Origin of the sequence: Caulobacter endophyticus (assembly GCF_029543245.1) — a bacterium.
Taxonomy (GTDB): Bacteria; Pseudomonadota; Alphaproteobacteria; order Caulobacterales; family Caulobacteraceae; genus Caulobacter; species Caulobacter endophyticus_A.
Genome location: NZ_JARQWV010000008.1, coordinates 99,502 through 122,131 on the forward strand (window position 1 = coordinate 99,502; position 22,630 = coordinate 122,131).

12 protein-coding genes are annotated in these 22,630 nt (G+C 69.8%); 9 read left to right on the plus strand and 3 right to left on the minus strand.

The window, feature by feature from the left end; all coding sequences use genetic code 11:
• Positions 1–153 precede the first annotated feature (153 nt).
• The 4 genes from P7A99_RS09685 to P7A99_RS09700 all read left to right on the plus strand — a co-directional run bounded on the left by P7A99_RS09685 (position 154) and on the right by P7A99_RS09700 (position 8,006).
• A complete protein-coding gene (locus P7A99_RS09685; protein ID WP_277793679.1) occupies positions 154–1,167 on the plus strand; it encodes an AraC family transcriptional regulator in 1,014 nt (337 codons plus the stop codon).
• Between the two features lie 249 nt (positions 1,168–1,416).
• Positions 1,417–6,054 carry an autotransporter domain-containing protein gene (locus P7A99_RS09690; RefSeq protein ID WP_277793680.1) on the plus strand — a complete coding sequence of 1,546 codons (4,638 nt, stop codon included), beginning with the start codon at positions 1,417–1,419 and terminating at the stop codon, positions 6,052–6,054.
• Between the two features lie 181 nt (positions 6,055–6,235).
• Positions 6,236–7,267 (plus strand): tRNA dihydrouridine(20/20a) synthase DusA, encoded by a 1,032-nt coding sequence (dusA, locus tag P7A99_RS09695; RefSeq protein ID WP_277793681.1) that lies wholly within the window; start codon positions 6,236–6,238, stop codon positions 7,265–7,267.
• 67 nt (positions 7,268–7,334) lie between these two features.
• Positions 7,335–8,006 carry a hypothetical protein gene (locus tag P7A99_RS09700; protein WP_277793682.1) on the plus strand — a complete coding sequence of 224 codons (672 nt, stop codon included), beginning with the start codon at positions 7,335–7,337 and terminating at the stop codon, positions 8,004–8,006.
• A 113-nt stretch (positions 8,007–8,119) separates the two neighbouring features.
• Here the strand turns inward: P7A99_RS09700 and ybaK are convergent, their stop codons facing one another.
• The gene (ybaK, locus tag P7A99_RS09705) at positions 8,120–8,593 is read right to left on the minus strand and encodes a Cys-tRNA(Pro) deacylase (protein ID WP_277793683.1); all 474 of its coding nucleotides are present in this window, start codon (positions 8,591–8,593) and stop codon (positions 8,120–8,122) included.
• Positions 8,594–8,684: 91 nt separating this feature from the next.
• On the opposite strand from ybaK, the gene P7A99_RS09710 reads away from it, so the two are divergent.
• Complete coding sequence (locus P7A99_RS09710; protein WP_277793684.1) at positions 8,685–9,830, plus strand: pyridoxal phosphate-dependent aminotransferase; 1,146 nt, start codon at positions 8,685–8,687, stop codon at positions 9,828–9,830.
• 114 nt (positions 9,831–9,944) lie between these two features.
• Positions 9,945–12,707 carry a Tat pathway signal sequence domain protein gene (locus tag P7A99_RS09715; protein ID WP_277793685.1) on the plus strand — a complete coding sequence of 921 codons (2,763 nt, stop codon included), beginning with the start codon at positions 9,945–9,947 and terminating at the stop codon, positions 12,705–12,707.
• 1,140 nt (positions 12,708–13,847) lie between these two features.
• On the opposite strand, the gene P7A99_RS09720 is transcribed toward P7A99_RS09715, so the two are convergent.
• The gene (locus P7A99_RS09720; RefSeq protein WP_277793686.1) at positions 13,848–15,908 is read right to left on the minus strand and encodes an ATP-binding protein; all 2,061 of its coding nucleotides are present in this window, start codon (positions 15,906–15,908) and stop codon (positions 13,848–13,850) included.
• Positions 15,905–16,639, minus strand: a complete 735-nt coding sequence (locus P7A99_RS09725; RefSeq protein WP_277793687.1) for a response regulator — start codon at positions 16,637–16,639, stop codon at positions 15,905–15,907. Before P7A99_RS09725 ends, P7A99_RS09720 begins: the two co-directional genes overlap by 4 nt.
• A 392-nt stretch (positions 16,640–17,031) precedes the next feature.
• Between P7A99_RS09725 and P7A99_RS09730 the strand changes: the two genes are divergently transcribed.
• From P7A99_RS09730 to P7A99_RS09740, 3 genes are all read left to right on the plus strand, one after another.
• Positions 17,032–18,051, plus strand: coding sequence for a LacI family DNA-binding transcriptional regulator (locus tag P7A99_RS09730; protein WP_277793688.1), 1,020 nt, complete (start codon positions 17,032–17,034; stop codon positions 18,049–18,051).
• A gap of 320 nt (positions 18,052–18,371) precedes the next feature.
• Positions 18,372–20,561 (plus strand): TonB-dependent receptor, encoded by a 2,190-nt coding sequence (locus tag P7A99_RS09735; protein WP_277793689.1) that lies wholly within the window; start codon positions 18,372–18,374, stop codon positions 20,559–20,561.
• 82 nt (positions 20,562–20,643) lie between these two features.
• A complete protein-coding gene (locus tag P7A99_RS09740) occupies positions 20,644–22,620 on the plus strand; it encodes a glycoside hydrolase family 3 protein (protein ID WP_277793690.1) in 1,977 nt (658 codons plus the stop codon).
• The last annotated feature ends 10 nt before the right edge of the window (positions 22,621–22,630 follow it).

Consider the following 22,630-nt stretch of genomic DNA (forward strand, 5'->3'; position numbering starts at 1 on the left):
CGGGTGGCAAGCCCCGGTTGGGGGGAGCGAGGGGCCCTTGGTTGGACCGGTCAGGCAAGGGGGTGATCGAGAACGGCCGTGGATCATCGACTCCGGTTGTCCTTTGCCGGGTCTTGGCCTACCGGTTGGCGATTGTCGCAAAGGCGACACAGCTTGCGACCTCTCCGCATCAAGATGACGCCCGACCCGTCCAGCCCGCCTTCCGCCTCCAGCGCCTTCGCCAGGTTCACCGACCCCGAGACGATGGCGCTGGCGATCGGCGACATCAATTCGGGAGCAAAGCCTCTTCCGCTGGAACGGACGAACGGGCGCTTCGACGGCATGCTGGCGCGGGCCAGCTTCGGCGGGCTGAACCTGGGGATGGGACGCTTCGCCCAGGGCATCGCCCAGACGGCAGCCATTCCCGGCGTCCACACCTTCATGTTCGCCACAGAGCCGGGGATCATGCGGCGCGTCTCGGGGCGCAAACTTTTCGGTCGGCACATCTTTCACTTCCGGCCCAACGAGCGGACGGTCACCGGCTCTCCGCCCGGCATGCCGTGGGCGTTCGGCATCGTGACGATGCCGTTCGATCGACTGACGACGCACGCCCCCAACATGATGGGCGCCGGCCTTGGGGCGGGGCTGGACGAGGATCGCATGTTCGTCTCGCCGCCAGCGGCGATGAACGAACTGATCGGGCTGATGAGCGACATTTCAGGCGTGATCCAGAACACGCCCGAGATCCTCGCCGAGCCCCAGCCGTCCAAGGCCCTGGCGGGCGCGGTCGTCGACAGGTTGATGGCCTGCCTCTCGCAGGGGCTGGTCAAGCCCGACAGGGCCGCCCTGGGGCGTCATCGCCAGATCGTCGCCCGTTTCGAGCGCGCCTTGGAGGAGCGACCCGAGGAAATGCTGTCGCTGGGCGATATCTGCAGGGTCGTGGGCGCAGCGGAGCGAACGCTCAACCTGGCCTGCCAGGAGTTCCTGGGGGAAAGCGCGGTGCGCTATGCGCGCAATCGCCGGCTGGATCTAGTTCATGCCCGGCTGCGGGCTTCCGATCCCGCCGCCACCCTGGTGACCAATGTCGCCATGGACCACGGCTTCTGGGAACTGGGCCGCTTCGCCCAGGCTTACCGCCTTCGTTTCGGCGAGCGTCCTTCGGACACCTTGCGGCGCAGCCCGCACTGATCCTTCAGTCCTAAGCGCTGCTGTTCATGCCGGGATCGCATAGGCCGGCGCACGTTCCGCTGGCAGGGACGGATCGATACGCGTCCTGCGGACCATCGATGCGGCGCGCCTGAGGGCGTCGCCGTCGATCCCGCTCGCGCGTGCGTTTTCGGGGATCGGGCCTGACCCGGGCGAGCGCGTCTAACGACGCGATCTGACGTCCCTGCAGCTCAAGATCGGCCCGGCAAGACGGGCCCAGCAGGTGTCCAGGTGCGGCAGTCGTTCAACAAGGTTCGAGCGTTCAACAACACGCGGGTCATCCGCAGCTCGATCTCGCTCACGGTGTTGGCGCTGGCGGTCGGCCTCGGCGCCCCGATGGTCCAGGCCCGGCAGATCACCCAGGGCGGCGGCGCTGGCGCCGGCTATAGTCCCCATACACCTCAAGGCGGTATTGCGGGCGGCGGCGGCGGGGCCTCCGGCGCTGGGAGCTACGGCGGGTCTGCGGCTGGCACGCCGACCGGCTCGGCGGAGGCCGGCGCCGGCGGCGCCGGAGGGCAGCCAGGGGCGCTGAACGACCTCTCGGCCGGCGGCGGCGGCGCGGCTGGCGCCGGCGCGGGCGGCGACGGCGGCCTGGGCTGGCAGCTCGCCACGACCGGAACCACCTCTCTGGCCGTCGACTACATCGCGACGGACGGCGCCAATGGCGGCGCGAGCGCTGCGGGCGGCGGCGGCGGCGGCGGTCTGGTGCTGACGGGCGCGAACGTGCAGCTGTCAACCGCGGGCTATGACGTCACGGGCGGTGACGGCGGCGCGGGCAGCGGCGGTGTCGGCGGCGGCGGTGGCGGCGGTGGCGGCGGCGCTGGACTGGTGCTGCTGAACGGCGGCTCGGTGACCGTGAACGGCGGCGCGGGCGGTTCGGCCAGCGCCATCACGGGCGGCACGGGCAGTTCGTTCGGCAACGGCGGCGCGGGCCTGTTCCTCTACAGCGGCGGCGCGTTGAACGTCGTCAGCGGCACGATCACGGGCGGGGCAGGGGGCACCTTCGCCAGCTGGGCAGGGGCCGGGGCCGCCGGCGTGCTGAGCAACCTGGGAACCATCACCAATGCGGGCACGATCACGGGCGGCGAGGGCGGCTACGGCTATTCGAACGGCGGCGCGGCCGGCATCGGCGTGATCGCCTGGGGCGGCAGCATCGAGAACAGCGCGACCGGCCTCATCGCCGGCGGCGTCGGCGGGCGCGGCAACGGCGGTTCCGGCAGCAACTATTCCGGCGCGGGCGGTGCGGGCATCGTCTTCACGGGCGGCCAGCCGGGGCTGCTGGTCAATGCCGGAACGATCCAGGGCGGGGCGGGCGGCCCTGCCTCCAACGCGATCCGGCGGGGCGCCGGCGGCCGGGGCGTGGTCGGCGCCAGCACGGGCTCCACCACCATCATCAATTCAGGCACGATCATCGGCGGCGTCAGCGTAAACTTCCAGCGCGCCTACGCGATCGAGCTGTTCGGCAGCGACAACCGCCTGGAGCTTCACGCCGGCTCGTGGATCCGTGACGTCACGGCGGTGACCGGCGGCGGCTCCAACAACGTGCTGGCCCTGGGCGGCGCTGACGACGACACGTTCGACGCCATGCATATCGGGTCGGACGGGTCCGTTGACGGCTACGGCTACATGGGCTTCGACACCTTCGAGAAGCTGGGCGCCAGCACCTGGACCCTCACGGGGACGGGCAACCAGACTTGGTCGGTGCGCGAAGGCGTGCTGAAGGGCGACAGCAACAGCCTGGCCGGCGACGTGGTCTTTGTCGGCGGCGCTGGCAGCCGGGGCGTCGTCTTCGACCAGGCGTTCGACGGAGTATATGCCGGGCGGATCTCCAGCGGCGGCACGGTGACCAAGGCCGGCGCGGGTACTCTGACCCTGAGCGGCGAGATCGCATCGGACTGGACGATCTCGGGCGGCGGGGTGATCGCCGGGGCGCGTACGCTGGGCGGAGACGCAACGATCGCCGCCGGCGCGTTCCTGACCCTCGACCAGGTCAGCGACGCGACCTACGGCCACGTGCTTTCCGGCGCCGGCGAGTTCCGGAAGGCCGGCTCGGGAAAACTGATCCTGACCGGAGATTCCTCGGGTTTCACCGGCTCGACCACGGTCGGGTCCGGAACCCTGTCGGTCAACGGCTCCCTGAGCGGTTCGACGTTCACCGTCGCCTCCGGCGCGACCCTGGCCGGCTCGGGGACGGTGGGCGCCGTCACGGTCCAGAGCGGCGGCCGCCTGGCCCCCGGCAATTCGGTCGGATCCCTGTCGATCGACGGCGACCTGACCCTCGCGTCGGGCGCCAGCCTCGACATCGAACTGGGCGCGTCGGGGGCGTCATCGGCCTCGTCCGGCGTCAGCGACCGGGTAGTCGTCAGCGGCGACCTGGCGCTGAATGGCGTGGTCAATCTGTCGCAGAGCGCGGCCTTGGCCGACGGCCTCGTCGGCGTGGGCTACTATCGCCTGATCACCTATGGCGGGACCTTGACGGCCAGCACGGCCGTGATCGGCGCCACGCCGTCGCAGGCCGGCCTGGGCTACGAGCTGCAGACGGGCGGCGGTCGGGTCGACCTGTTCGTCAGCAACGCCTTCATCGTCGGCGACGACACCCTGCAGCACTGGCAGGGCGGCGACGGCGTCTGGAGCGCCGCGGCCACGCAATGGCTGAACCAGGGCGGCAACGCCCCGACGAACTGGGCGGGCAAGCATGCGATCTTCAAGGACGCCGCGGGCTTCGCAGGCGGGCTGATCACGATGCGGGACGCACAGAGCTTCCAGGGCCTGCAGTTCGTCGACGAAGGCTACGAGCTGACGGGAGCCGGCCAGCTGGTCACCGTTTCCACCGGCAGCGAGATCCGTGTGCTGTCCGACGAGGCGAGGATCGGAGCCGCGATTACGGGCGCGGGCGGGGTGATCAAGACCGAAGCCGGCACGCTGATCCTGACAGGCGCCAACAGCTATGCCGGCGGCACCTCGATCCAGGCGGGCACGCTGCAGATCGGCGACGGCGGCGCTTCGGGTTCGATCGTCGGCGACGTCGTCAACAAGGGCGTGCTGGCCTTCGACCGGTCGGATTCCGCCACCTTCGGCGGCCTGGTCTCCGGTTCGGGCGCCGTGCGCATCCTGGGCGGGGGCGTGACGCTCACCGCGAACAACACCTATGCCGGCGGCACGGCCATCGCCTCGGGCGCGCTGCTGAAACTGGGCGCCGGCGGCGCGACGGGCTCGATCGCCGGCGACGTCGTCGCCAACGGCGCACTGGTCTTCGACCGCTCCGACAGCCTGACCTTCGGCGGAACGATCAGCGGCGCCGGACGCCTTCGCCAGGTCGGCGCGGGCAGGACGCAACTGACCGGCGGCTCCGCCGGCTTCACCGGCGCCACCACGGTCGAGCAAGGTACGCTGGTCGTGAACGGCCAATTGGGCGGAACGCTGGACGTCTGGGCCGGTGCTCGTCTCCAGGGCGTCGGCACGGTGGGGACCACGGTGGTGTCGGGCACGATCGCGCCGGGCAATTCGATCGGCACGCTGAACGTCGCCGGCGGCGTCACCTTCAAGACCGGTTCGGTCTTCGAGGTCGAGGCGAACGCGGCGGGACAGGCCGACAGGATCGTCGCGTCTGGCGTCGCCACGATCCAGGGCGGCGCCGTCAGGGTGCTGGCGGGCGCGGGAACCTACAGGCCCGAGACCAGCTATGTGATCCTGCACGCCGACGGCGGCCTGGCGGCCGGGAGCAGGTTCGACGGCGTCACCTCGAACCTGGCCTTCCTTGACCCCTCGCTCAGCTATGACGCCTCCAACGTCTATCTGCGCCTGCGCCGCAACGACATCAGCTTCGCGGACATCGGCGCGACCCCGAACCAGGCCGCGGTGGGGGGCGGCGCCGAAGCCCTGGGCTGGAACAGCCCGGTCTTCGTCGCCGTGGTCAACCTTTCGGCTGATCAGGCGCGCGACGCCTTCGACCAACTGGCCGGTTCCGACTATGCAGGCCTGCGCGGTTCGCTGATCCAGGACAGCCGCTTCGTGCGCGACGCCATCCTGGGGCGCGGCGACCTAGCCGGCGCCGAGGGACGCTCGGCTTGGGGGCAGGCCTTCGGCGGCTGGGGCTCCATGAAGGGCGACGGCAACGCCCAGAGCTACGACCGCGACATCCAAGGGCTGTTGACCGGCTACGACGGCTCATTGGGCCGGGACATCCGCGCCGGCGTCGCCGTGGGCTACAGCGGCGGAGACTTGAAGACCACGCGCGCCACGCACGACGTCGAGACCTACCATCTCGGCGGCTATGTCCTGGCCGAGCGTGGCGGGCTGTCGTTCCAGCTCGGCGGCGCCTATGCATGGCATGACGTAAAGGCCTCGCGCCGGGTTGCGTTCGGAACGTTCGGCGAGGCCTTGTCCAGCGACTATTCGGCCCGCACCTATCAGGCGTTCGGTGAAGTCGCGGTGAAGCGCGAACTGGCGGGCGCGACGGTGCAGCCGTTCGCCGGCCTGGCCTATGTGGCCCTGAGCGACGCCGATGTCAGCGAGCAGGGCGGCGGCGCCGTGCTGCATGGCGGTGGCGATCAGCACCTGACCTATGGTTCGATCGGCGTGCGGCTGAAGAGCGACCTGAGCACCGGCGAGCTTGGCTTGCGCCTCACCGGTTCGGTCGCCCTGCGCCACGCGTTCGGCGATCGCGCGCCGACCATCGACCTGGCCTTTTCCGGCGCGTCGCCGTTCCGGGTCGCCGGCGCGCCGATCGACAAGGACAGCCTCGCCGTCAATCTGGGCATGGAAGCCGACCTCGCCCGATCCGTGGTGCTGGGCGTGACCTATTCGGGAGATTACGGCGACCGCGCGACCGACCACGGCGCTCGCGCCCAGCTCAGCTGGAGGTTCTGACCGCCGCCGCCGGCCGGGCGAGGCGGCGGCGCCCGCAACATCGAGGTCGATCGCGGCGGTGAAATTGCGTATGGCTTGAGCGGCCTTCGGCGGGCGTGGGCCCTGCAAGGGGCAGGCGTCGCGCCGAAGCGTGCGGAACGCGTCCCTGGACGCGTTCCAGAGCTTTGAAGTCAGTCGAAAAATGAAGCCATTTCAGCCGCATAGATTCTCCGTAGCTCCCATGATGGATTGGAGCGACCGCCACTGTCGCTCGCTGCACCGCGTGCTCTCGTCGCGGGCGCTGCTGTATTCGGAGATGGTCACCACCGGCGCGGTGCTGCACGGCGATCGTGAGAAGCTGCTGGGCTACGCGCCCGATCAGCATCCGGTGGCGCTGCAACTGGGGGGCTCGGAGCCCGCCGACCTGGCCGCCGCCGCGCGGATCGGCGAGGACTACGGCTACGACGAGATCAATCTGAACGTCGGCTGCCCGTCCGACCGCGTGCAGAGCGGCCGGTTCGGCGCCTGCCTGATGCGCGAACCCGACCTGGTGGCGGAATGCATGGCCGCCATGTCCGCCGCCGTGAAGGTTCCGGTGACGGTCAAGTGCCGCATCGGGGTCGACGACCAGGATCCGGAGGAGGCGCTGTTCACCCTGGTGGACAAGTGCGTCGCCGCCGGCGTTTCGACCTTCATCGTCCATGCCCGCAAGGCCTGGCTGCAGGGCCTGTCGCCGAAGGAAAACCGCGACGTCCCGCCGCTGGACTATCCGCTGGTCTATCGGCTCAAGCGCGAGCGACCGGACCTGACCATCTCGATCAACGGCGGCGTGCCCAGCGTCGATGCAGCGCTGGAGCACCTGCAGCATGTCGACGGCGTCATGCTGGGCCGCGCGGCCTATCACGAGGCGGGCCTGCTGGGCGCGGTCGATCGCCGGGTGTTCGGCCTGGACGTTCCCGATGTGACGCCCTTCGAGGCCGTCGAGCGCTATCGCCCCTATATCGAGGCCAGCCTGGCCGAGGGCTGGCGTCTGGCGGGCATCACCCGTCACATGCTGGGCCTGTTCCACGGCCTGCCGGGCGCGCGCGCCTGGCGCCGCATCCTTACCGTAGAGGGCGTGGGCGAGGGGGCCGGCATCGAGGTCGTCGACAAGGCCCTGGAGGCCGTCCGCCGCGCCGTCGAGGAGCGCGAGGCCCGTGGCGCCCAGAGCGCAGTCGAAGCCGCCGAAGGCTGAGCATTAGGAACTCTTGCGGCGTCTTGCGGGTTTGCCGCCCGATAAAGACTTCAAGGGACTTCCTGAAATGAAGATGCGGATTTTCGCGGCGACGGCGGGCGTGGCCCTGCTGGCGGCCGCCGGCGCCCACGCCCAGGAGGGCGGCGACTTCGCCGTCGGCGCCAATGTCGGCACGCCCGGCCTGGGCCTGGAAGCGCAGTATCGGCTCAATGACAGCCTGGTCGTGCGCGGCGGCGGCGACTGGCTGGACTTCGACCACGACGAGACCTACGGCGACATCGCCTACAAGGGCAAGATCAAGTCCAAGACCGGCGGCGTCTTCCTCGACTGGCACCCGATGCAGGGCGGCTTCTTCGTCTCGGGCGGCAGCTATTTCGGCAAGCGCAAGCTGAACCTAGCCGGCACGCCCACCCGCGACACCCAGATCGGCGGCGTCACCTTCACCCCCGCCCAGATCGGCACCATCACCGGCGACGTCGAGCTGTCGGACGCCCAGCCGTTCGTCGGTCTGGGCTGGGACAACACCTTCACCGGCGATGGCGCCTGGGGCTTCCGCGCCCTGGCCGGCGTGTCGTTCAGCGACAGCCCGAAGGTTGATCTCACCGCCTCGGGCGGCACGCTGTCGAACGACCCGACCTTCCAGCAGCGCCTGCGCGAGGAAGAGGCCGAGGTCCGCGACGACGCCAAGGACTTCAAGTACTTCCCGGTCGCCCAGGTTGGCGTGACCTACCGGTTCTAGATCGTGCGTGTTCCTCGTCCTTCGACAGGCTCAGGATGAGGAACAGGGTGAAGGCCGTTCATTCGAAAACCTCACCCTGAGCTTGTCGAAGGGCGGGGTTTTCGCGAACGGTCTCAGGCCACCAGCGCCGCGCGGATCGCTCCGGCCGCCGCCTGCGCGTCGGCCGGGGCCAGCAGCACCTGCAAGCCGCGCTGGCCGCCGTTGATGTAGACGCGGTCCAGCACGAAGGCCTCGTCCTCGATGGCGGTCGGGACCTTCTTGCGCTGGCCGAACGGGCTGACCCCGCCCACCTTGAAGCCGGTCAGGCGCTCGGCGTCGGCCGGCTTCATCATGGCCGCCGCCTTGCCGCCGAAGGCCGCCGCCAGCTTCTTCATGCTGACCTCGCGGTCGGACGGCACGATCACGCAGACCGGCTTGCCGTCGACCTGGGCCATCAGGGTCTTGAGCACCTGGCCGGGCTCCACGCCCAGGGCCTCGGCGGCCTGCAGCCCCACGCGCTCGGCATTGGGGTCGTAGTCGTAGGTCGCCACCTCGAAGGCGACGCCGGCCTTGCTGAGCGCCAGGGTGGCGGGCGTGCTCTTGGACATGGAAGCTCCCTTCGACTGCGCGGCGGTTGATGGCGCAAAGCCCAGAACAGGTCTAGCAGTCGCTCGCAGTTTTCCGACGGACCGCCTCACGATGACCCGCGCCGAGATCCAGCCCTTCCACGCCATCGGCATCAGCCGCCTGGCGCACCAGCTGAAGGGGGAGGGCGCGCAGGTCATCCACATGGAGTTCGGCCAGCCCTCGACCGGCGCGCCCGCGCCCGCCATCGCCCGCGCCCATCAGGTGCTCGACAGCGACGGCATGGGCTATTGGGAAAGCCCGGCGCTGAAGGCCCGCATCGCCCGCCACTATCAGGAGACCTACGGCGTCGCCCTCGAGGCCGAGCAGGTGATCCTGACCTGCGGCGCCTCGCCGGCCCTGGTGCTGGCGCTGTCGAGCGCCTTCACGCCCGGCGACCGCATCGCCCTGGCGAGGCCCGGCTACGTCGCCTATCGCAACAGCCTCAAGGCCCTGCATCTGACGCCGGTCGAGATCGCCTGCGGGCCCGAGAGCCGCTACCAACTGACCGCCCAGGCCCTGGCCGCCCTCGACCCGGCCCCGGCCGGCGTGATCATCGCCAGCCCCGCCAATCCCACCGGCACGATCATCCCGCCCGAAGAGCTCAAGGCCATCGCGGAGGTCTGCCGCGAGCGCGGGATCCGCATCGTCTCCGACGAGATCTATCACGGCCTCTCTTATGTCGGCCCGACGCACTCGATGCTGGAGTTCGAGCCGAGCGCCCTGATCGTCAACAGCTTCTCCAAGTACTTCAGCATGGTCGGCTGGCGGCTGGGCTGGCTGGTCGCGCCGGCCGATCTCGTCAGCCGCGCCCGCGCCTTCGTCGGCAACCTGTTCCTGACCGCGCCGTCGCTCAGCCAGCACGCCGGCCTTGCCGCCATGGACGCCCGCGACGAGCTGGAAGGCCATGTCGCCGTCTATCGCGCCAACCGCCAGCTGCTGCTCGACGCCCTGCCGTCGCTGGGCCTGACCGCCATCGCCCCGCCCGACGGCGCCTTCTACATCTGGGCCGATATCGGCCACCTCACGGACGACAGCCTGGCCTTCTGCGAGCGGCTGCTGCGCGAGACCGGCGTGGCCACCGCACCCGGCCTGGACTTCGATCCGGTCGAGGGCCGCCACTTCATCCGCTTCAGTTTCGCGGTCTCGACACAAGAGGTGCGTGAAGCGCTCGAACGCATTCAACCGTGGTTTGCAGCTCAGGTGCAAAATTCCAGATAATGCGTTGACTATCCATTATGTGAGAATAAAGCTGCGCCCGTTCCGGTGATGAAAGGGTGGCGACGGCTGCTCGCGCGGCGTCTCGACCGCCCCGGTTCGGGAGGGCGCACCGCCATGGATCCTTTCAACCGCCGCGATTTCCTGCGCAGCGCCGCCCTGGCCGGCGCCGTCGCCCCGCTCGCCGTTCAAGCCGCCCACGCCGCGCCGAAAGCGCCCGCCAATCTCGACGCCGAGGGCGTGCGCTGGCTGGACGGCGCGGCGCCCGCCGCCCACGAGGGCCAGACCTTCGGCCTGCCCTGGCCGCGCGGCGCGCAGAAGGCCAAGGCCACCTTCGCCATCACGAGCGCCAATGGTGAAGCTGTGCCGGTCCAGACCTGGCCGCTGGCCTACTGGCCCGACGGTTCGCTGAAGTGGACCGGTCACGCCATTCCCGCCGACGCCGGCCGCGCCGAGACCCTCAAGATCGTCGCCGGCAAGCCGGCCGCGCCCGCCGCCGCCGTTTCTGTGCGCGAAACCGCCGATGCGGTCGAGATCGTCAGCGGCGAGCAGTCCTGGACGATCCCGCGCAAGGGCGCCGACATCATCGCCCGCGCTGCCGTCGCCGGCCGAGAGACCGTCCGCAACGTGCGCCTCGTGGCCCTGACCCAGGACAAGCCCGACTTCGAAAGCGGCCCGGTCACCGAGACCCGCTTCGAGGGGCAGATCGAAAGCCTCGTCGTCGAGCAGAAGGGACCGGTGCGCGCGGTCGTGAAGCTGGAAGGCAAGCACCGGGGCGCTGGCCGCGCCTGGCTGCCCTTCACCCTGCGCCTCTACGTCTATGCCGGCGGCCGTTCGCTGCGGATCATGCACAGCTTCGTCTTCGACGGCGACGAGAACCGCGACTTCATCCGGGGCCTGGGCCTCGTCGGCCAGGCGCCGATGACCGACCCGCTCTATGACCGCCACGTCCGCTTCGCCGGCGAGAACGACGGCGTCTGGGGCGAGGGGGTCCGTCCGCTGACCGGCCTGCGCCGCGATCCGGGCAAGGCCTGGCGCGACGCCCAGGTCGCCGGCCAGAAGACGCCGGGACTGGAGGGCATGGCCCCCACCGTCTCCAAGCGCCTCGACCTGATCCCGGCCTGGGGCGACTTCACGCTCAGCCAGCCCAATTCCGACGGCTTCTCGATCAGGAAGCGCACCAGGCCGGGCCACGGCTGGATCGACGCCATCACCAGCGGCCGGGCCACGGGCCTGGGCTATATCGGCGGCGCCAGCGGCGGCGTGGCCTTCGCCATGACCGACTTCTGGAAGCGTTGCCCGACGCGCCTGGATATCCGTAACGCCCACACCGAGACGGCCGAGTTTACCGTCTGGCTGTGGTCGCCCGACGCCCCGGCCATGGACCTGCGCTTCTATCACGACGGCATGGGCATGAACGATCACCCGGCCGAGCGCGAAGGCCTGGAGATCACCTACGAGGACTACGAAAAGAACTGGGGCCGCCCGCTCGGCATCGCCCGCACCAACGAGATCACGCTCTGGGCTTTGCCCTCGACGCCGTCGCGCCCCGACTTCGCGGCCATGGCCGGCCGCCTGCGGCAGACCCCGCGCCTGGTCGCCACGCCCGCCCGCCTGAAGGCGGCGCAGGTGTTCGGCGACTGGAGCCTGGTCGACCGCTCCACCCCGACCCGCCGCGCGCTTGAAGACCAGAACGACGGCCTGCTGGCCTTCTACATGCTCGATGTCGAGCAGCACCGCTGGTACGGTTTCTGGAACCACGGCGACGTCATGCACACCTATGACAGTGACCGTCACGTCTGGCGCTACGACATCGGCGGCTTCGCCTGGGCCAATTCCGAGCTGTCACCGGACCTGTGGCTGTGGCTGTCGTTCGTGCGCTCGGGCCGCGCCGACGTCTTCCGCCTGGCCGAGGCCATGACCCGGCATACCGGGGAAGTCGATGTCTGCCATATCGGCCCGTACCGGGGCCTGGGCACCCGCCACGGCGTCCAGCACTGGGCCGACAGCTCCAAGCAGCCGCGCGTCTCCAACGCCGCCTACCGCCGCTACTACTACTACCTGACCGCCGACGAGCGGGTGGGCGACCTGATGCACGCCCTGATCGACTCCGACGAGAGCCTGACCCGCGTCGACATCGGCCGCAAGCTGCCGGGCGCCCAGCCCTCGCGTCCGCCGGGCGTGGTCGACATGGGCTTCGGCACCAGCTGGAGCGCCATCGCTGCGGCCTGGCTCACCGAGTGGGAGCGCACGGGGAACAAGCACTGGCGCGACCGCATCGTGGCCGGCATGGACACCATCGCAGCCATGCCCAAGCAGTGGTTCGCCGGCGGCACGGACTTCGACCTGAAGACCGGCAAGTTCCTGGGCAAGGGCGACACCGTCAGTGTCTCGCACCTCAACGCCGTGTTCGGCGCCGTCGAGGTGCATTCCGAGCTGTTCCAGCTGATCGACAACCCGCGCTATCGCGACGCCTGGCTCGACTACTGCCAGTTCTACAACGCCCCCGACGCCGAGTTCCGGGCCAAGACCGGCGCGCCGGCCAAGGGCCGCAACCTCAAGGAAGGCCATTCGCGCCTGACCGCCTACGCCGCCTTCCACCGCAAGGATCCTGCCCTGGCCCAGCGGGCCTGGCGCGAATACTTCAGCGGCGACGCGGGCCTCGGCGTCGGCACGATCGCCACCAAGCGCCGCGTCGATGGCCCCGCCGTCATCGAGCCGATGGAGGAGATCCCGCGCATCTCCACAAACGCGTCCTCGCAATGGGGCCTGGCCACGATCCAGAACCTCGCCCTGATCGGCGACGCCCTGGAAGAAGCCCGCGCCAACCTGCCCGCCGCCGGCAAGCGCGGCCAGGACCTGGGCAAGGACACGTTCTAGGAAGGCAAGATCCTCCCCCTCTGGGGGAGGTGGCCGAGAGGGCCGGAGGGGGAGGTTGCGGCTGAGGCTTGAGGCCACCCCCACCAGCCAACAACACACGCCTCCCTCGCCCCTGTGGCGAGGGCCCATGCCGGCCGCTGCTCAGATAGCGGCCGAACGCGAAAGGTCTGAGCAGGCTGAACGATGGATCCTCGCCACAAGGGCGAGGAAGGCGTGAATTTGTGGCGAAGGGGATAGACGCAGCTCCATCCACGGCGAGTTCGCCAAAGAACCCAGCCAATCCAACCCCTTGCAACTTTCTCATCCAATTCAATCAGACGCGCCGAAACCCGCCGCATAATCAATGCCGTCCCCGCCATGGGGAGGGCTCTTGGTACCGGCCCAAGCGTGGCGAGGACCGCATCGAGCGGGGCCGCTGGCCTCGTCGTGGGAAGGGCGGGTTTGCAGGAGCGCTCAGAAGGCGCAAATGGGCCGCCAAGCCGTTCCATGACGAGGCGAGCGGGTCGACAGGGCCGGGATCGTTCAAACCGGCCTAACAGGATCAGCCGAGGCTCGCGCCGGATTACCGCGGAGCTATTGGTCCTGCCCGTCCGAGGGACAGCCGGATCCAGGGTTGAAACAGCACCCGCGCCTTCGGCCCTTCGGAATAACGATGCGGCGGAGCGGTCGACGAAGCCGAAACGCTAAACAAACACACGGTCCCCGGGCTCCGCCCGGCCGCTCCGCGCCTCCCCGAACTAACGCGTGCGAACGCGGGAGACTGCGAACCCGCGCCCAACCTCAAGGAACCTCCCCCTGTGGGGGAGGCGATCGCGTCAGCGATCGGTGGGGGGAGTGATGACGAAACCGGCCCACGCCTCGAAAGCTGAAACCGTCCCCCCACCGGCCTTCGGCCGCCTCCCCCGCGGGGGGGAGGTTCGTCGCCAAAGACCCTCCCCCTGAAGGGGGAGGTGGCCCGGAGGGCCGGAGGGGGAAGTGTCTGATGAGGTCGAGGTGCCCCCAAAGCCAGCAACACCTTCCCCCTCAGTCGGCGGAGTTTATCCTCGGGCCGGCCTTTGGCCGTACCCCGGGGGCCGACAGCTCCCCCTTCAGGGGGAGCATCTTGGACGAAGGGCCGGAGGGGGCGGGGCGGCCCAGTCGCTACTCCGCCGCCTCCAGCATCGGCGGCGGTTCGCGGGTTCCGCCGCGCTGGGCGGCCAGAGGCAGTCGCACCTGGGCCATCAGGCCCTCGCCGGTGTTGGACAGGCGGATCTCGCCGCCATGGGCGCGGACGGTGGTGCGCGAGGTGGCCAGGCCAAGGCCCACCCCCTGTTTGGTCGAGGTGCGGGCCGCCACGCTGCGGTAGAACGGCGTGAACACCCGGCCCAGCTCGTCCTCGCTCATGCCCGGGCCCCGGTCGCGGATCTCGGTCACGGCCTCGTCGCCGTCGACATAGAGGCGCACCCGGGCGCTGTCGCCGTACTTCACCGCGTTGTCGACGAGGTTGGTGAACACCCGTTGCAGGCCCAGGACGTCGATCTCGACCTGCGGCGCGGCCCCGGTCTCCAGCACCACGTCGCCGCCGGTGATCTCGGCGTCGTCGACCACGCATTCGACCAGCGAGCGCAGGTCGACGTGCTGGCGGGCGCCGGCCTCGGCGTTCTCGCGCATGAAGGCCAGCACCGAATTGATCATCGCCTCCATCTGGTCGATGTCCTGGCCGATCTCGCGGCGCAGAGCGGGCGAGGCGCGCTCCAGGCGGAAGCGCATGCGGGTGAGCGGCGTGCGCAGGTCGTGCGAGATGGCCCCGATCATCGCCGTGCGGTCGTTGATGAACCGGGTCAGGCGGGCCTGCATCTGGTTGAAAGCCCGCGCGGCGCGGCCGATCTCGGCCGGACCGTTGGCGGCCAGCACCGGCGAGGACGGGTCGCGGCCCAGGGCCTCGGCGGCGTCGGCGAAGCCGGCCAGCGGCGCCACCAGCCGGCGGGCGAACAGGTAGCCGACCGGGCCGACGATGGCGAACGAGACCAGGAACCACAGCAGCACGCGGCGCTGCCAGCTGTTGGGGAAGCCCTCGGGCTTGGGTTGCAGGGTCACCCAGCGGCCGTCTGCGATGCGCACGGCGGCAACGAAGTCGCCCTCGATATAGGGCGCCGGCGCCAGGCCGAAGAGGCCGCGGGCGGCCGGGGCGGGCAGGGCGCGGCCCTGCGGCTGGGGCTTGGCCTGCGCGACGACCGGCTTGGGCGCGGCCGGTGTCGCCAGGCGCGGCGCGGCGGACACGGTCTCGACAACCGGCCTGGCGCGCGGCGTCAGCGGCGGCGGCGTCACCACGGCGTGGGTGACCATCGGCTCGGGCGCGGGCGGCGGCGCTGGCGCGGCCACCGGCTCGCGCGGCTCGGAGACGGCCACGAAGGTCGAGGTGCGGAACGGAGCGGCGAACAGCGGGTCGGACGAGAAGCGCGGCTGCAGGCGCGGCATCGCGCGGGGCGGTCCGGCCGTGGCGCCGCCGCCGCCGTCGGGGCGGCCGAACTGGCCCGGCGCGCCCTGGCCTGGAAAGCCTTGTGCGGACCGCGTCGGGCGCGCATCGCCGATCACGCCGCCCGGCGGGCGGTAATCGACCCGCGTCGCGCCCTGCGGTCCGCGTCCCGGACGCCACGTCCCGCCCGACATCGGCACGGTGGGGACGGCGTTGGCCGGAAAGCCCACCGAGCCGGGACCGACCGACGGTCGCATGCCGGGCATCGGCGGACGCTGGAAGCCGCCCGGTCCGGCGACGGGCTGGGCCTGGGCATAGGAGGTCAGCAGGAAGGTCAGCGGCGAGGGCGCGGCTTCGGCTCGTTGGCGCATGGCGCCGCCGCCCGCGCCGGCAAACGGTGGCGGGGCGTAGAACAGCAGGCGCACGTCGTCAGGGTCGGCGTTCAGAAGTCGCGCCAGGTCCGCGCTCGATCGCTCCGAGGCGACCCAGCCGGGGCTGTTCAGGCTGGGCGGCTCGTTCTCGACCGTGCGCACCAGCGGTCGACTGGAGCCGGTGTCGATGGCCGCGCCCTTCAGGCCCGCGGCGATGTCGGCCAGGCTGTGCTGCTCGGGCGGCTTGGGCGGCAGCAGCAGGGTCAGGGCCAGGGTGGCCAGCTGGGCGACCACCAGGCTGCCGACCAGCAGGCAGACGATGCGCAGGGCGATCGGCGCGTCGGGGCGGCGCAGCTGGGCGATCAGGCGCTTCACTCGATCACCACCTTGGCGTCCAGCACATAGCCGACGCCGCGATAGGTCTTGATCAGCTCCTGGTCGCTCTGGGCTTCGATCTTGCGGCGCAGGCGGCTGATGTGCAGGTCGACGCCGCGGCCGACGGTCTCGGCGGCCTCGCCGCGGATGACGGTCAGCAGGTCCTCGCGCGACACCACCGAGCGGGCGTTGTCGAGCAGCAGCGACAGGATCGCCAGCTCGCCTCGCGTCAGCAGCAGCAGCATGCCGCCCGGCGCCGTCAGCTGCCGGGCCGACAGGTCCAGGCGAAAGCCGGCGAAGGCGTAGGTGTTGCGCTTGGGGTTGCGGCCCTGCGGCCCCCCGGCGGCCCGGCGGCGCATCAGGGCCTTCACGCGGGCCAGCAGCTCGCGCGGCGGGATCGGCTTGACCACGTAGTCGTCGGCGCCGAGCTCGAGGCCCAGGATCCGGTCCACGGCCTCGCCCATGGCGCTGAGCATCAGGATCGCCGGACCGTCGGGGCGGGCCAGCTGGCGGCACAGCGACAGGCCGTCCTCGCCGGGCAGGTTGACGTCGAGCACCACCACATCGACGGCGTGGGTCTCGAGGATCTCGCGGGCGGCTTCGACGGCGCCGGCCTGGCGCACGGCATAGCCCTGGGCGCCGAGATAGGCGGCCATCTCGCGGCGCAGGACGTCGTCGTCCTCCACGAGCAGGACGGTCGCGGTCTCGGTAATCGAGGCGTCGGGGGTCATCGGCTCCCGGTTATGACATGGCGAGGGCGCCCGCGTCCCGGCCGCGGGAAGGGCGAGAGGGCGGCGGCGCGCGTCATGACGTCGCGGCGGCGCCTGGGGGGCCACTGGCGCGGGAGGCGGGCTCAAGGTTCCGCTCCATGGTTGCGGCGCGGACATGCCTCTTCGATTCGAACATCCGGCGAGGCTCGCCGAAAAGTACGGAATCGTTGCGGATCCAGGCCCATGGAACAGCTTTGCAGTCGTAACACGTCTGCAATTTGTCGCTATGTATCCGCCTTGTATCGTTGGGCGCTGCGGTCGATACGAGAGGCGCGGGCTTGCGGGGAGCTCCGCCCGCCCGCTACCACAGGACGTCGCGCGGACTGCCGGGCGCGAAGGGCCGAGCGGAGCGCATGAGCGACATCACCATCGTCGATATCGCCAAGCAGGCGGGCGTCTCGATCAAGACGGTGTCGCGCGTCATCAACCGCGAGGAGGGCGTCGGCCCGGCCACCCGAGCGCGGGTCGAGGACCTGATCGAAAAGCTCGGCTATCGCCCCAACGTCTCGGCCCGTTCGCTGTCGAGCCGCCGCAGCTATCTTATCGGCGTCGTGTTCATGCGGGTCGGCGCCTATCACTATGTCGGCGAGGTTCAGGTCGGGGCCATGCGGGCCTGCCGCCGGGCCGGCTATCACATGGTCATCGAGCAGGTCGACGATCCGGGGCAGGCGAGGGGGCCGGGCCTGGAGCAGGCCCTGAAGGCAGGCCGCTTCGACGGCCTCGTGCTGACCCCGCCCGTCTGCGACGATCCGGAGATCCTGGCGATCATCGAGGCCCAGGGGCTTTCCTATGTGCGCGTCGCGCCCGACCGCGACTTCGGCCGCTCGCCCTACGTCTTCATGGACGACCAGCAGGCCGCGCACGACATGACGGCCAGGCTCTGGGACCTCGGCCACCGCCGCATCGGCTTCATCGACGGGCCCGCTGACCACGGCTCGGCCCGGCGCCGTCGCGAAGGCTACATGACCGCCATGGCCGAACGCGGCGCGCGCGTACGGCCCGAGTGGATCGCGCCCGGCGACTTCATGCCTCTGTCGGGCCTGGAAGCCGGCGACCAGCTGCTGGGCTTGCCCGAACCGCCGACGGCGATCTTCGCCGCCAACGACTCCATGGCCATGGGCGTGCTGTCGGCGGCCTCCAAGCGCGGCCTGTCGGTGCCCGGCGACCTGTCGGTGGTCGGCTTCGACGACGGCCCGCTGGCGGAGTCGTCCTGGCCGGGCCTGACCACGGTGCACCAGCCGATCGCCGAGATGGCCGAGGCGGCGACCGAAATGCTGATCGAAGGATTCGGCGACCCTCGCTTCCGTAGCCGGACCGCCGCCCGGCAGCTCGACTACCACATCGTCGAGCGCGGATCCTCGACCTCGCGCTAGTGGTAACTCGCGGACGAGTTGAGGTCTTTCGTGCGCCATTACACGCCATTTTAGGCAGTATTGATCCCTAGTTTTCGCCCATACCGGCGGAAAAATCTAGACAGCGGTGTCTTCTGAAAACGGCATAGACAACGTTGTCGTATCGTGGTGTCAATCTACGACAACGTTGTCGTCATCGGGACATTCCGAGACGGAACGGAGCTCAAACCCCGGGACAAGGGGTGGAGGAAACATCGCCCGACGTCGGCTGCGACGGCGGGATCCTGGCTGGAGCGACGCGTCAGCGCCGCCTTCCGGTCCGCGCAGGAAAGGGGAACTACATGCGCACCGTGCTCTTTACGTCGGCCGCCCTGGCGGTCGTGTGCTTCAACGCGCCCGCAGCTTTCGCCCAGGACGCTCCGGTGGCGCTGGACGAGGTGGTCATCACCGCCCAGCGTCGCAGCGAGAACCTGCAGAAGACGCCGCTGACCGTATCGGCGGTGACCGGCGACAAGCTGGAATCCCAGGGGGTCAAGACCGTGGTCGACCTGGCCAGTCAGGTTCCGGCCCTGCAGATCACCTCCAGCGGCTCGGGCGCGGCCCAGGTCTTCCTGCGCGGCATCGGCAGCACCAACACCACCGAGGTCGGCGACCCGGCCGTCGCCTACCACATCGACGGCATCTACCAGGCCCGCTCCACCTCGGTCGGCGCGCTGTTCTACGACATCGACCGGGTGGAAGTGCTGCGCGGCCCGCAGGGCACGCTCTACGGCCGCAACGCCACGGCCGGCGCCATCAACGTCATCACCAAGAAGCCGGTGCTGGGCGAGTACGAGGGCGCGGGTTCGATCGAGGTCGGCAACTACAGCGCCGTCACCACCTCGGGCCTGATCAACGTGCCGATCGGCGACACCTTGGCCGTGCGCGCCTCGTTCCAGCAGAGCCGCCACGACGGCTACGTCAACGCCATCAACCAAGGGCCGGGCACGGGCGGCAACGACCGCTATGACCAGGACGACAAGTCGGCCCGCGTGCGCGTGCTGTGGAAGCCCAGCGACAACTTTTCGCTGATCCTCAACGCCGACTACCTGCACCAGGGCGGCGCCGGCGGCGGCGACGGCACCTACGGGACCACTCGTGTCACCGGCGATCCGTGGACCTGCAACTGCTCGACCAATCTCTATCGTAACAACCGCTTCTTCAGCACCGGCGCCGAGGCCAGCTGGGACCTGGGCTTCGCCAACCTGACCTATCTGGTCGGCTACAACTTCTCCAAGCTCGACCGCACCGGCGAGAACGCCAGCACCGGCGCGCCGAACTACTTCCTGGGCAAGGACTACACCTGGTCGCACGAACTGCGCCTGGGCGGGGATGCCGGCAAGCTGAAGTGGGTGGTCGGCCTCTACCGCTTCACCGAAGACAACAACGTCGACTTCCGCGTCTTCCTGGCCAACAACTCGTACCTGTCGTTCATCCAGCCGGAGATCACGGCCGAGAGCATCGCCGTCTTCGGCCAGACGACCTACGAGGTCACCGACCGGTTCCGCGTCACGGGCGGCCTGCGCTACACCGAGGACAAGAAGGGCCGGGTGGGCGGAACCTACCTGACCAACTCGGCGGGCGCGATCGTCTCGACCGTGGTGGCCAACGTCGCCGACGCCAAGTGGGACGCCACCAACTGGAAGCTGGGCGCCGACTTCGACCTGACCTCGACCTCGATGCTCTATGCCAACGTCGCCACCGGCTACAAGGCGGGCGGCTACTACGACGGCATCGCCGACAACGTCTACGCGCCGGAGAAGATCACCTCCTACGAGGCCGGCGTGAAGAACCGCTTCCTCGACAACCGCCTGCAGGTGAACGCCACGGCGTTCCTCTACGACTACCGCGACTTCCAGGTCAGCGCCCTGGGCACCATCGGCGGGCAGGACGCCACGGTCACCCTCAACGCCGACAAGGCCAAGATCTACGGCCTGGAGTTCGAGACCAACCTGGCGCTGACCGAGCATGACCGGATCGACGCCACCCTGGGCTGGCTGCACGCCGAATACACCGACTTCGTGCTGCCGCGCGGGGACTCGTTCTCGAACAACAACGCCAACGCCACGGTGGCGGCCTGCTACACGGCCAACTACGCGGCCGCGGCTCCGCGCTCGACCGACTTCTCGGGCTGTCGCATGGCCCGCACGCCCGAATGGACCTTCAACCTCGGCTACCAGCACATCTGGGAGCTCAGCTTCGGCGGCGCCCTGACGGGCCGGATCCAGACCCACTACGAGACCAGCAAGAACCTCGAGTACCACGGCTTCGCCGAGAACAAGGAAGGCGCCTTCACCAAGACGGACGTCAGCCTGACCTACGCCAGCCCCGACGATCGCTGGACCCTGCAAGGCTATGTCCGCAACCTCGAGGACGACGACGTGCGCACCGCCTCGGCGCCGAACTCGACCACGGGCCTGGCCACCAACGGCGCCGGCGAATTCTACGCCCCGCCGCGCACCTACGGTCTGCGCCTCGGCGTGACCTTCTAACCACCTCACTCCCCCTCGCGCCCGGCGGATCCTGCCCGTCGGGCGCATCTTTGTTTTTCGTGTAGCCAAGCGAGTTTAGCCGATGATCCTCACACGACGCCTTCTGCTCCTGGCTGCCTCCGCGACCGTGCTCGGCGGCGGCGTCCACGCCGCGCCCAAGCAGCCCGAGCTGGGCGTGCGCGACGGCAAGACGATCACTGTCGACGGGCTGAAGTTCCGCGACCTCGATCGCGACGGAAAGCTGTCGCCCTACGAGGATTGGCGCCTGTCGGCCGAGGTCCGCGCCGCCGACCTGACCGGTCGGATGACGCTGGACGAGAAGGCCGGCCAGATGATGCACGGCACCCTGCCGGCGACCGGCCCAATGGGCGTGGCCGGCATCGGCTCGGGCTACGACATGGCCAAGGCCACGCCCCTGGTCGTGGGCCGCCACGTCACCACCTTCATCACCCGCCTAGCCGGCGCGCCCAGTTTCCTGGCCCAGCAGAACAACGCCATCCAGGCGATCGCCGAGAAGGGCCGCCTGGGCGTGCCGGCGACGATCAGCACCGATCCGCGCCACCATTTCCAGTTCACGGCCGGCGCCAGCGTCGCGCCGGGCGGCTTCTCGCAATGGCCGGAGGCCCCGGGTCTGGCCGCCATCGGCGATACGGCGCTGGTGAAGCGCTTTGGCGACATCGCCCGCCAGGAGTACCGCGCCGTCGGCATCCACCAGGCGCTGTCGCCGATGGCCGACCTGTCGACCGAGCCACGCTGGTCGCGCACCAACGGGACCTTCGGCGAGGACGTCGATCTCGTCGGCAAGATGACCAAGGCCTATGTCCAGGGTTTCCAGGGCGGCGACACGGGCCTTGCGACCGGGGGCGTCTCGGCCGTAGTCAAGCACTGGGTCGGCTATGGCGCCTCGGCCAAGGGCTTCGACGGCCACAACAGCTACGGCCGCTATGCCGTTTTCCCCAAAGGACAATTCGACCTGCACGTGAAGCCGTTCGACGAGGCCTTTGCGGCTGGCGTCGTGGGCGTGATGCCGACCTACGCCATCCTCCAGGACGTGGCTCTGGACGGAAAGCCGCTGGAGCCCGTGGCCGCCGGCTTCTCCAAGCAGTTGCTGACCGACCTTCTGCGGAACAAGCACGGTTTCAAGGGCATCGTGCTGTCGGACTGGGCCATCACCAACGACTGCGGCGAGACCTGCCGCAACGGTTTCCCGGCCGGCGTGACGCCCAGCTTCGAGGGCTTCTCCACCGCCTGGGGCGTCGAGGACATCGCCAAGGTCGACCGCTACGCCAAGGGCGTGAACGCGGGGCTCGATCAGTTCGGCGGCGTCGAGGACACGGCTGAGCTCGTGCAGGCCGTCAAGGCGGGCAAGATCACGGAGGCCCGCATCGACGAGTCGGTGAAGCGCATTCTGCTGGTGAAGTTCGAGCAGGGTCTGTTCGAGAACCCCTATGTCGACCCCAAGGCCGCCGACGCCATCGCCGGCGCCAAGGCCTTCGTCGCCGAGGGCAGGGCGGCCCAGAGCGCGGCCCTGACGCTGCTGGAGAACAAGAACGGCCTGCTGCCGCTGAAGGCCGCCGGCCGCAAGGTCTGGCTCAAGGGCGTTTCGCCCGATGTCGCCAAGGCCTACGGCCTGACGCCGGTGACGGATCTGGCCCAGGCGGACCTTGCAATCATCCGCGTCGAGACCCCGTTCGAGACCCTGCATCCGAACTACACCTTCGGGGTGCGCCAGCACGAGGGCGACCTGTCGTTCAAGGACGGCGCGGCCGACTACGAGGCCATCAAGGCCGCCTCGGCCAAGGTCCCGACCATCGTCAGCGTCTATCTCGACCGGCCGGCGATCCTGACCAATGTCCGCGACAAGGCCGCCGCCCTGGTAGGCGACTTCGGCTCCAGCGACGAAGCCTTGCTTGATGCGTTGACCGGAAAGGCCAAGGCGCGGGGCAAGCTGCCGTTCGAGCTGCCCTCGTCGATGGCCGCGGTCGAAGCCCAGGCCGAAGACGCCCCGCACGACAGCGAAAAGCCGCTCTACCCGATCCACTACGGCCTGACCTACTAGGGGGACCGCC

Coding starts and splice junctions, on each gene's coding strand:
- P7A99_RS09735 (WP_277793689.1), top strand. CDS start 18,372: ATGCGCACCGTGCTCTTTACGTCGGCCGCCCTGGCGGTCGTGTGCTTC.
- ybaK (WP_277793683.1), bottom strand. CDS start 8,593: ATGTCCAAGAGCACGCCCGCCACCCTGGCGCTCAGCAAGGCCGGCGTC.
- P7A99_RS09730 (WP_277793688.1), top strand. CDS start 17,032: ATGAGCGACATCACCATCGTCGATATCGCCAAGCAGGCGGGCGTCTCG.
- dusA (WP_277793681.1), top strand. CDS start 6,236: ATGAAGCCATTTCAGCCGCATAGATTCTCCGTAGCTCCCATGATGGAT.
- P7A99_RS09700 (WP_277793682.1), top strand. CDS start 7,335: ATGAAGATGCGGATTTTCGCGGCGACGGCGGGCGTGGCCCTGCTGGCG.
- P7A99_RS09710 (WP_277793684.1), top strand. CDS start 8,685: ATGACCCGCGCCGAGATCCAGCCCTTCCACGCCATCGGCATCAGCCGC.
- P7A99_RS09725 (WP_277793687.1), bottom strand. CDS start 16,639: ATGACCCCCGACGCCTCGATTACCGAGACCGCGACCGTCCTGCTCGTG.
- P7A99_RS09740 (WP_277793690.1), top strand. CDS start 20,644: ATGATCCTCACACGACGCCTTCTGCTCCTGGCTGCCTCCGCGACCGTG.
- P7A99_RS09715 (WP_277793685.1), top strand. CDS start 9,945: ATGGATCCTTTCAACCGCCGCGATTTCCTGCGCAGCGCCGCCCTGGCC.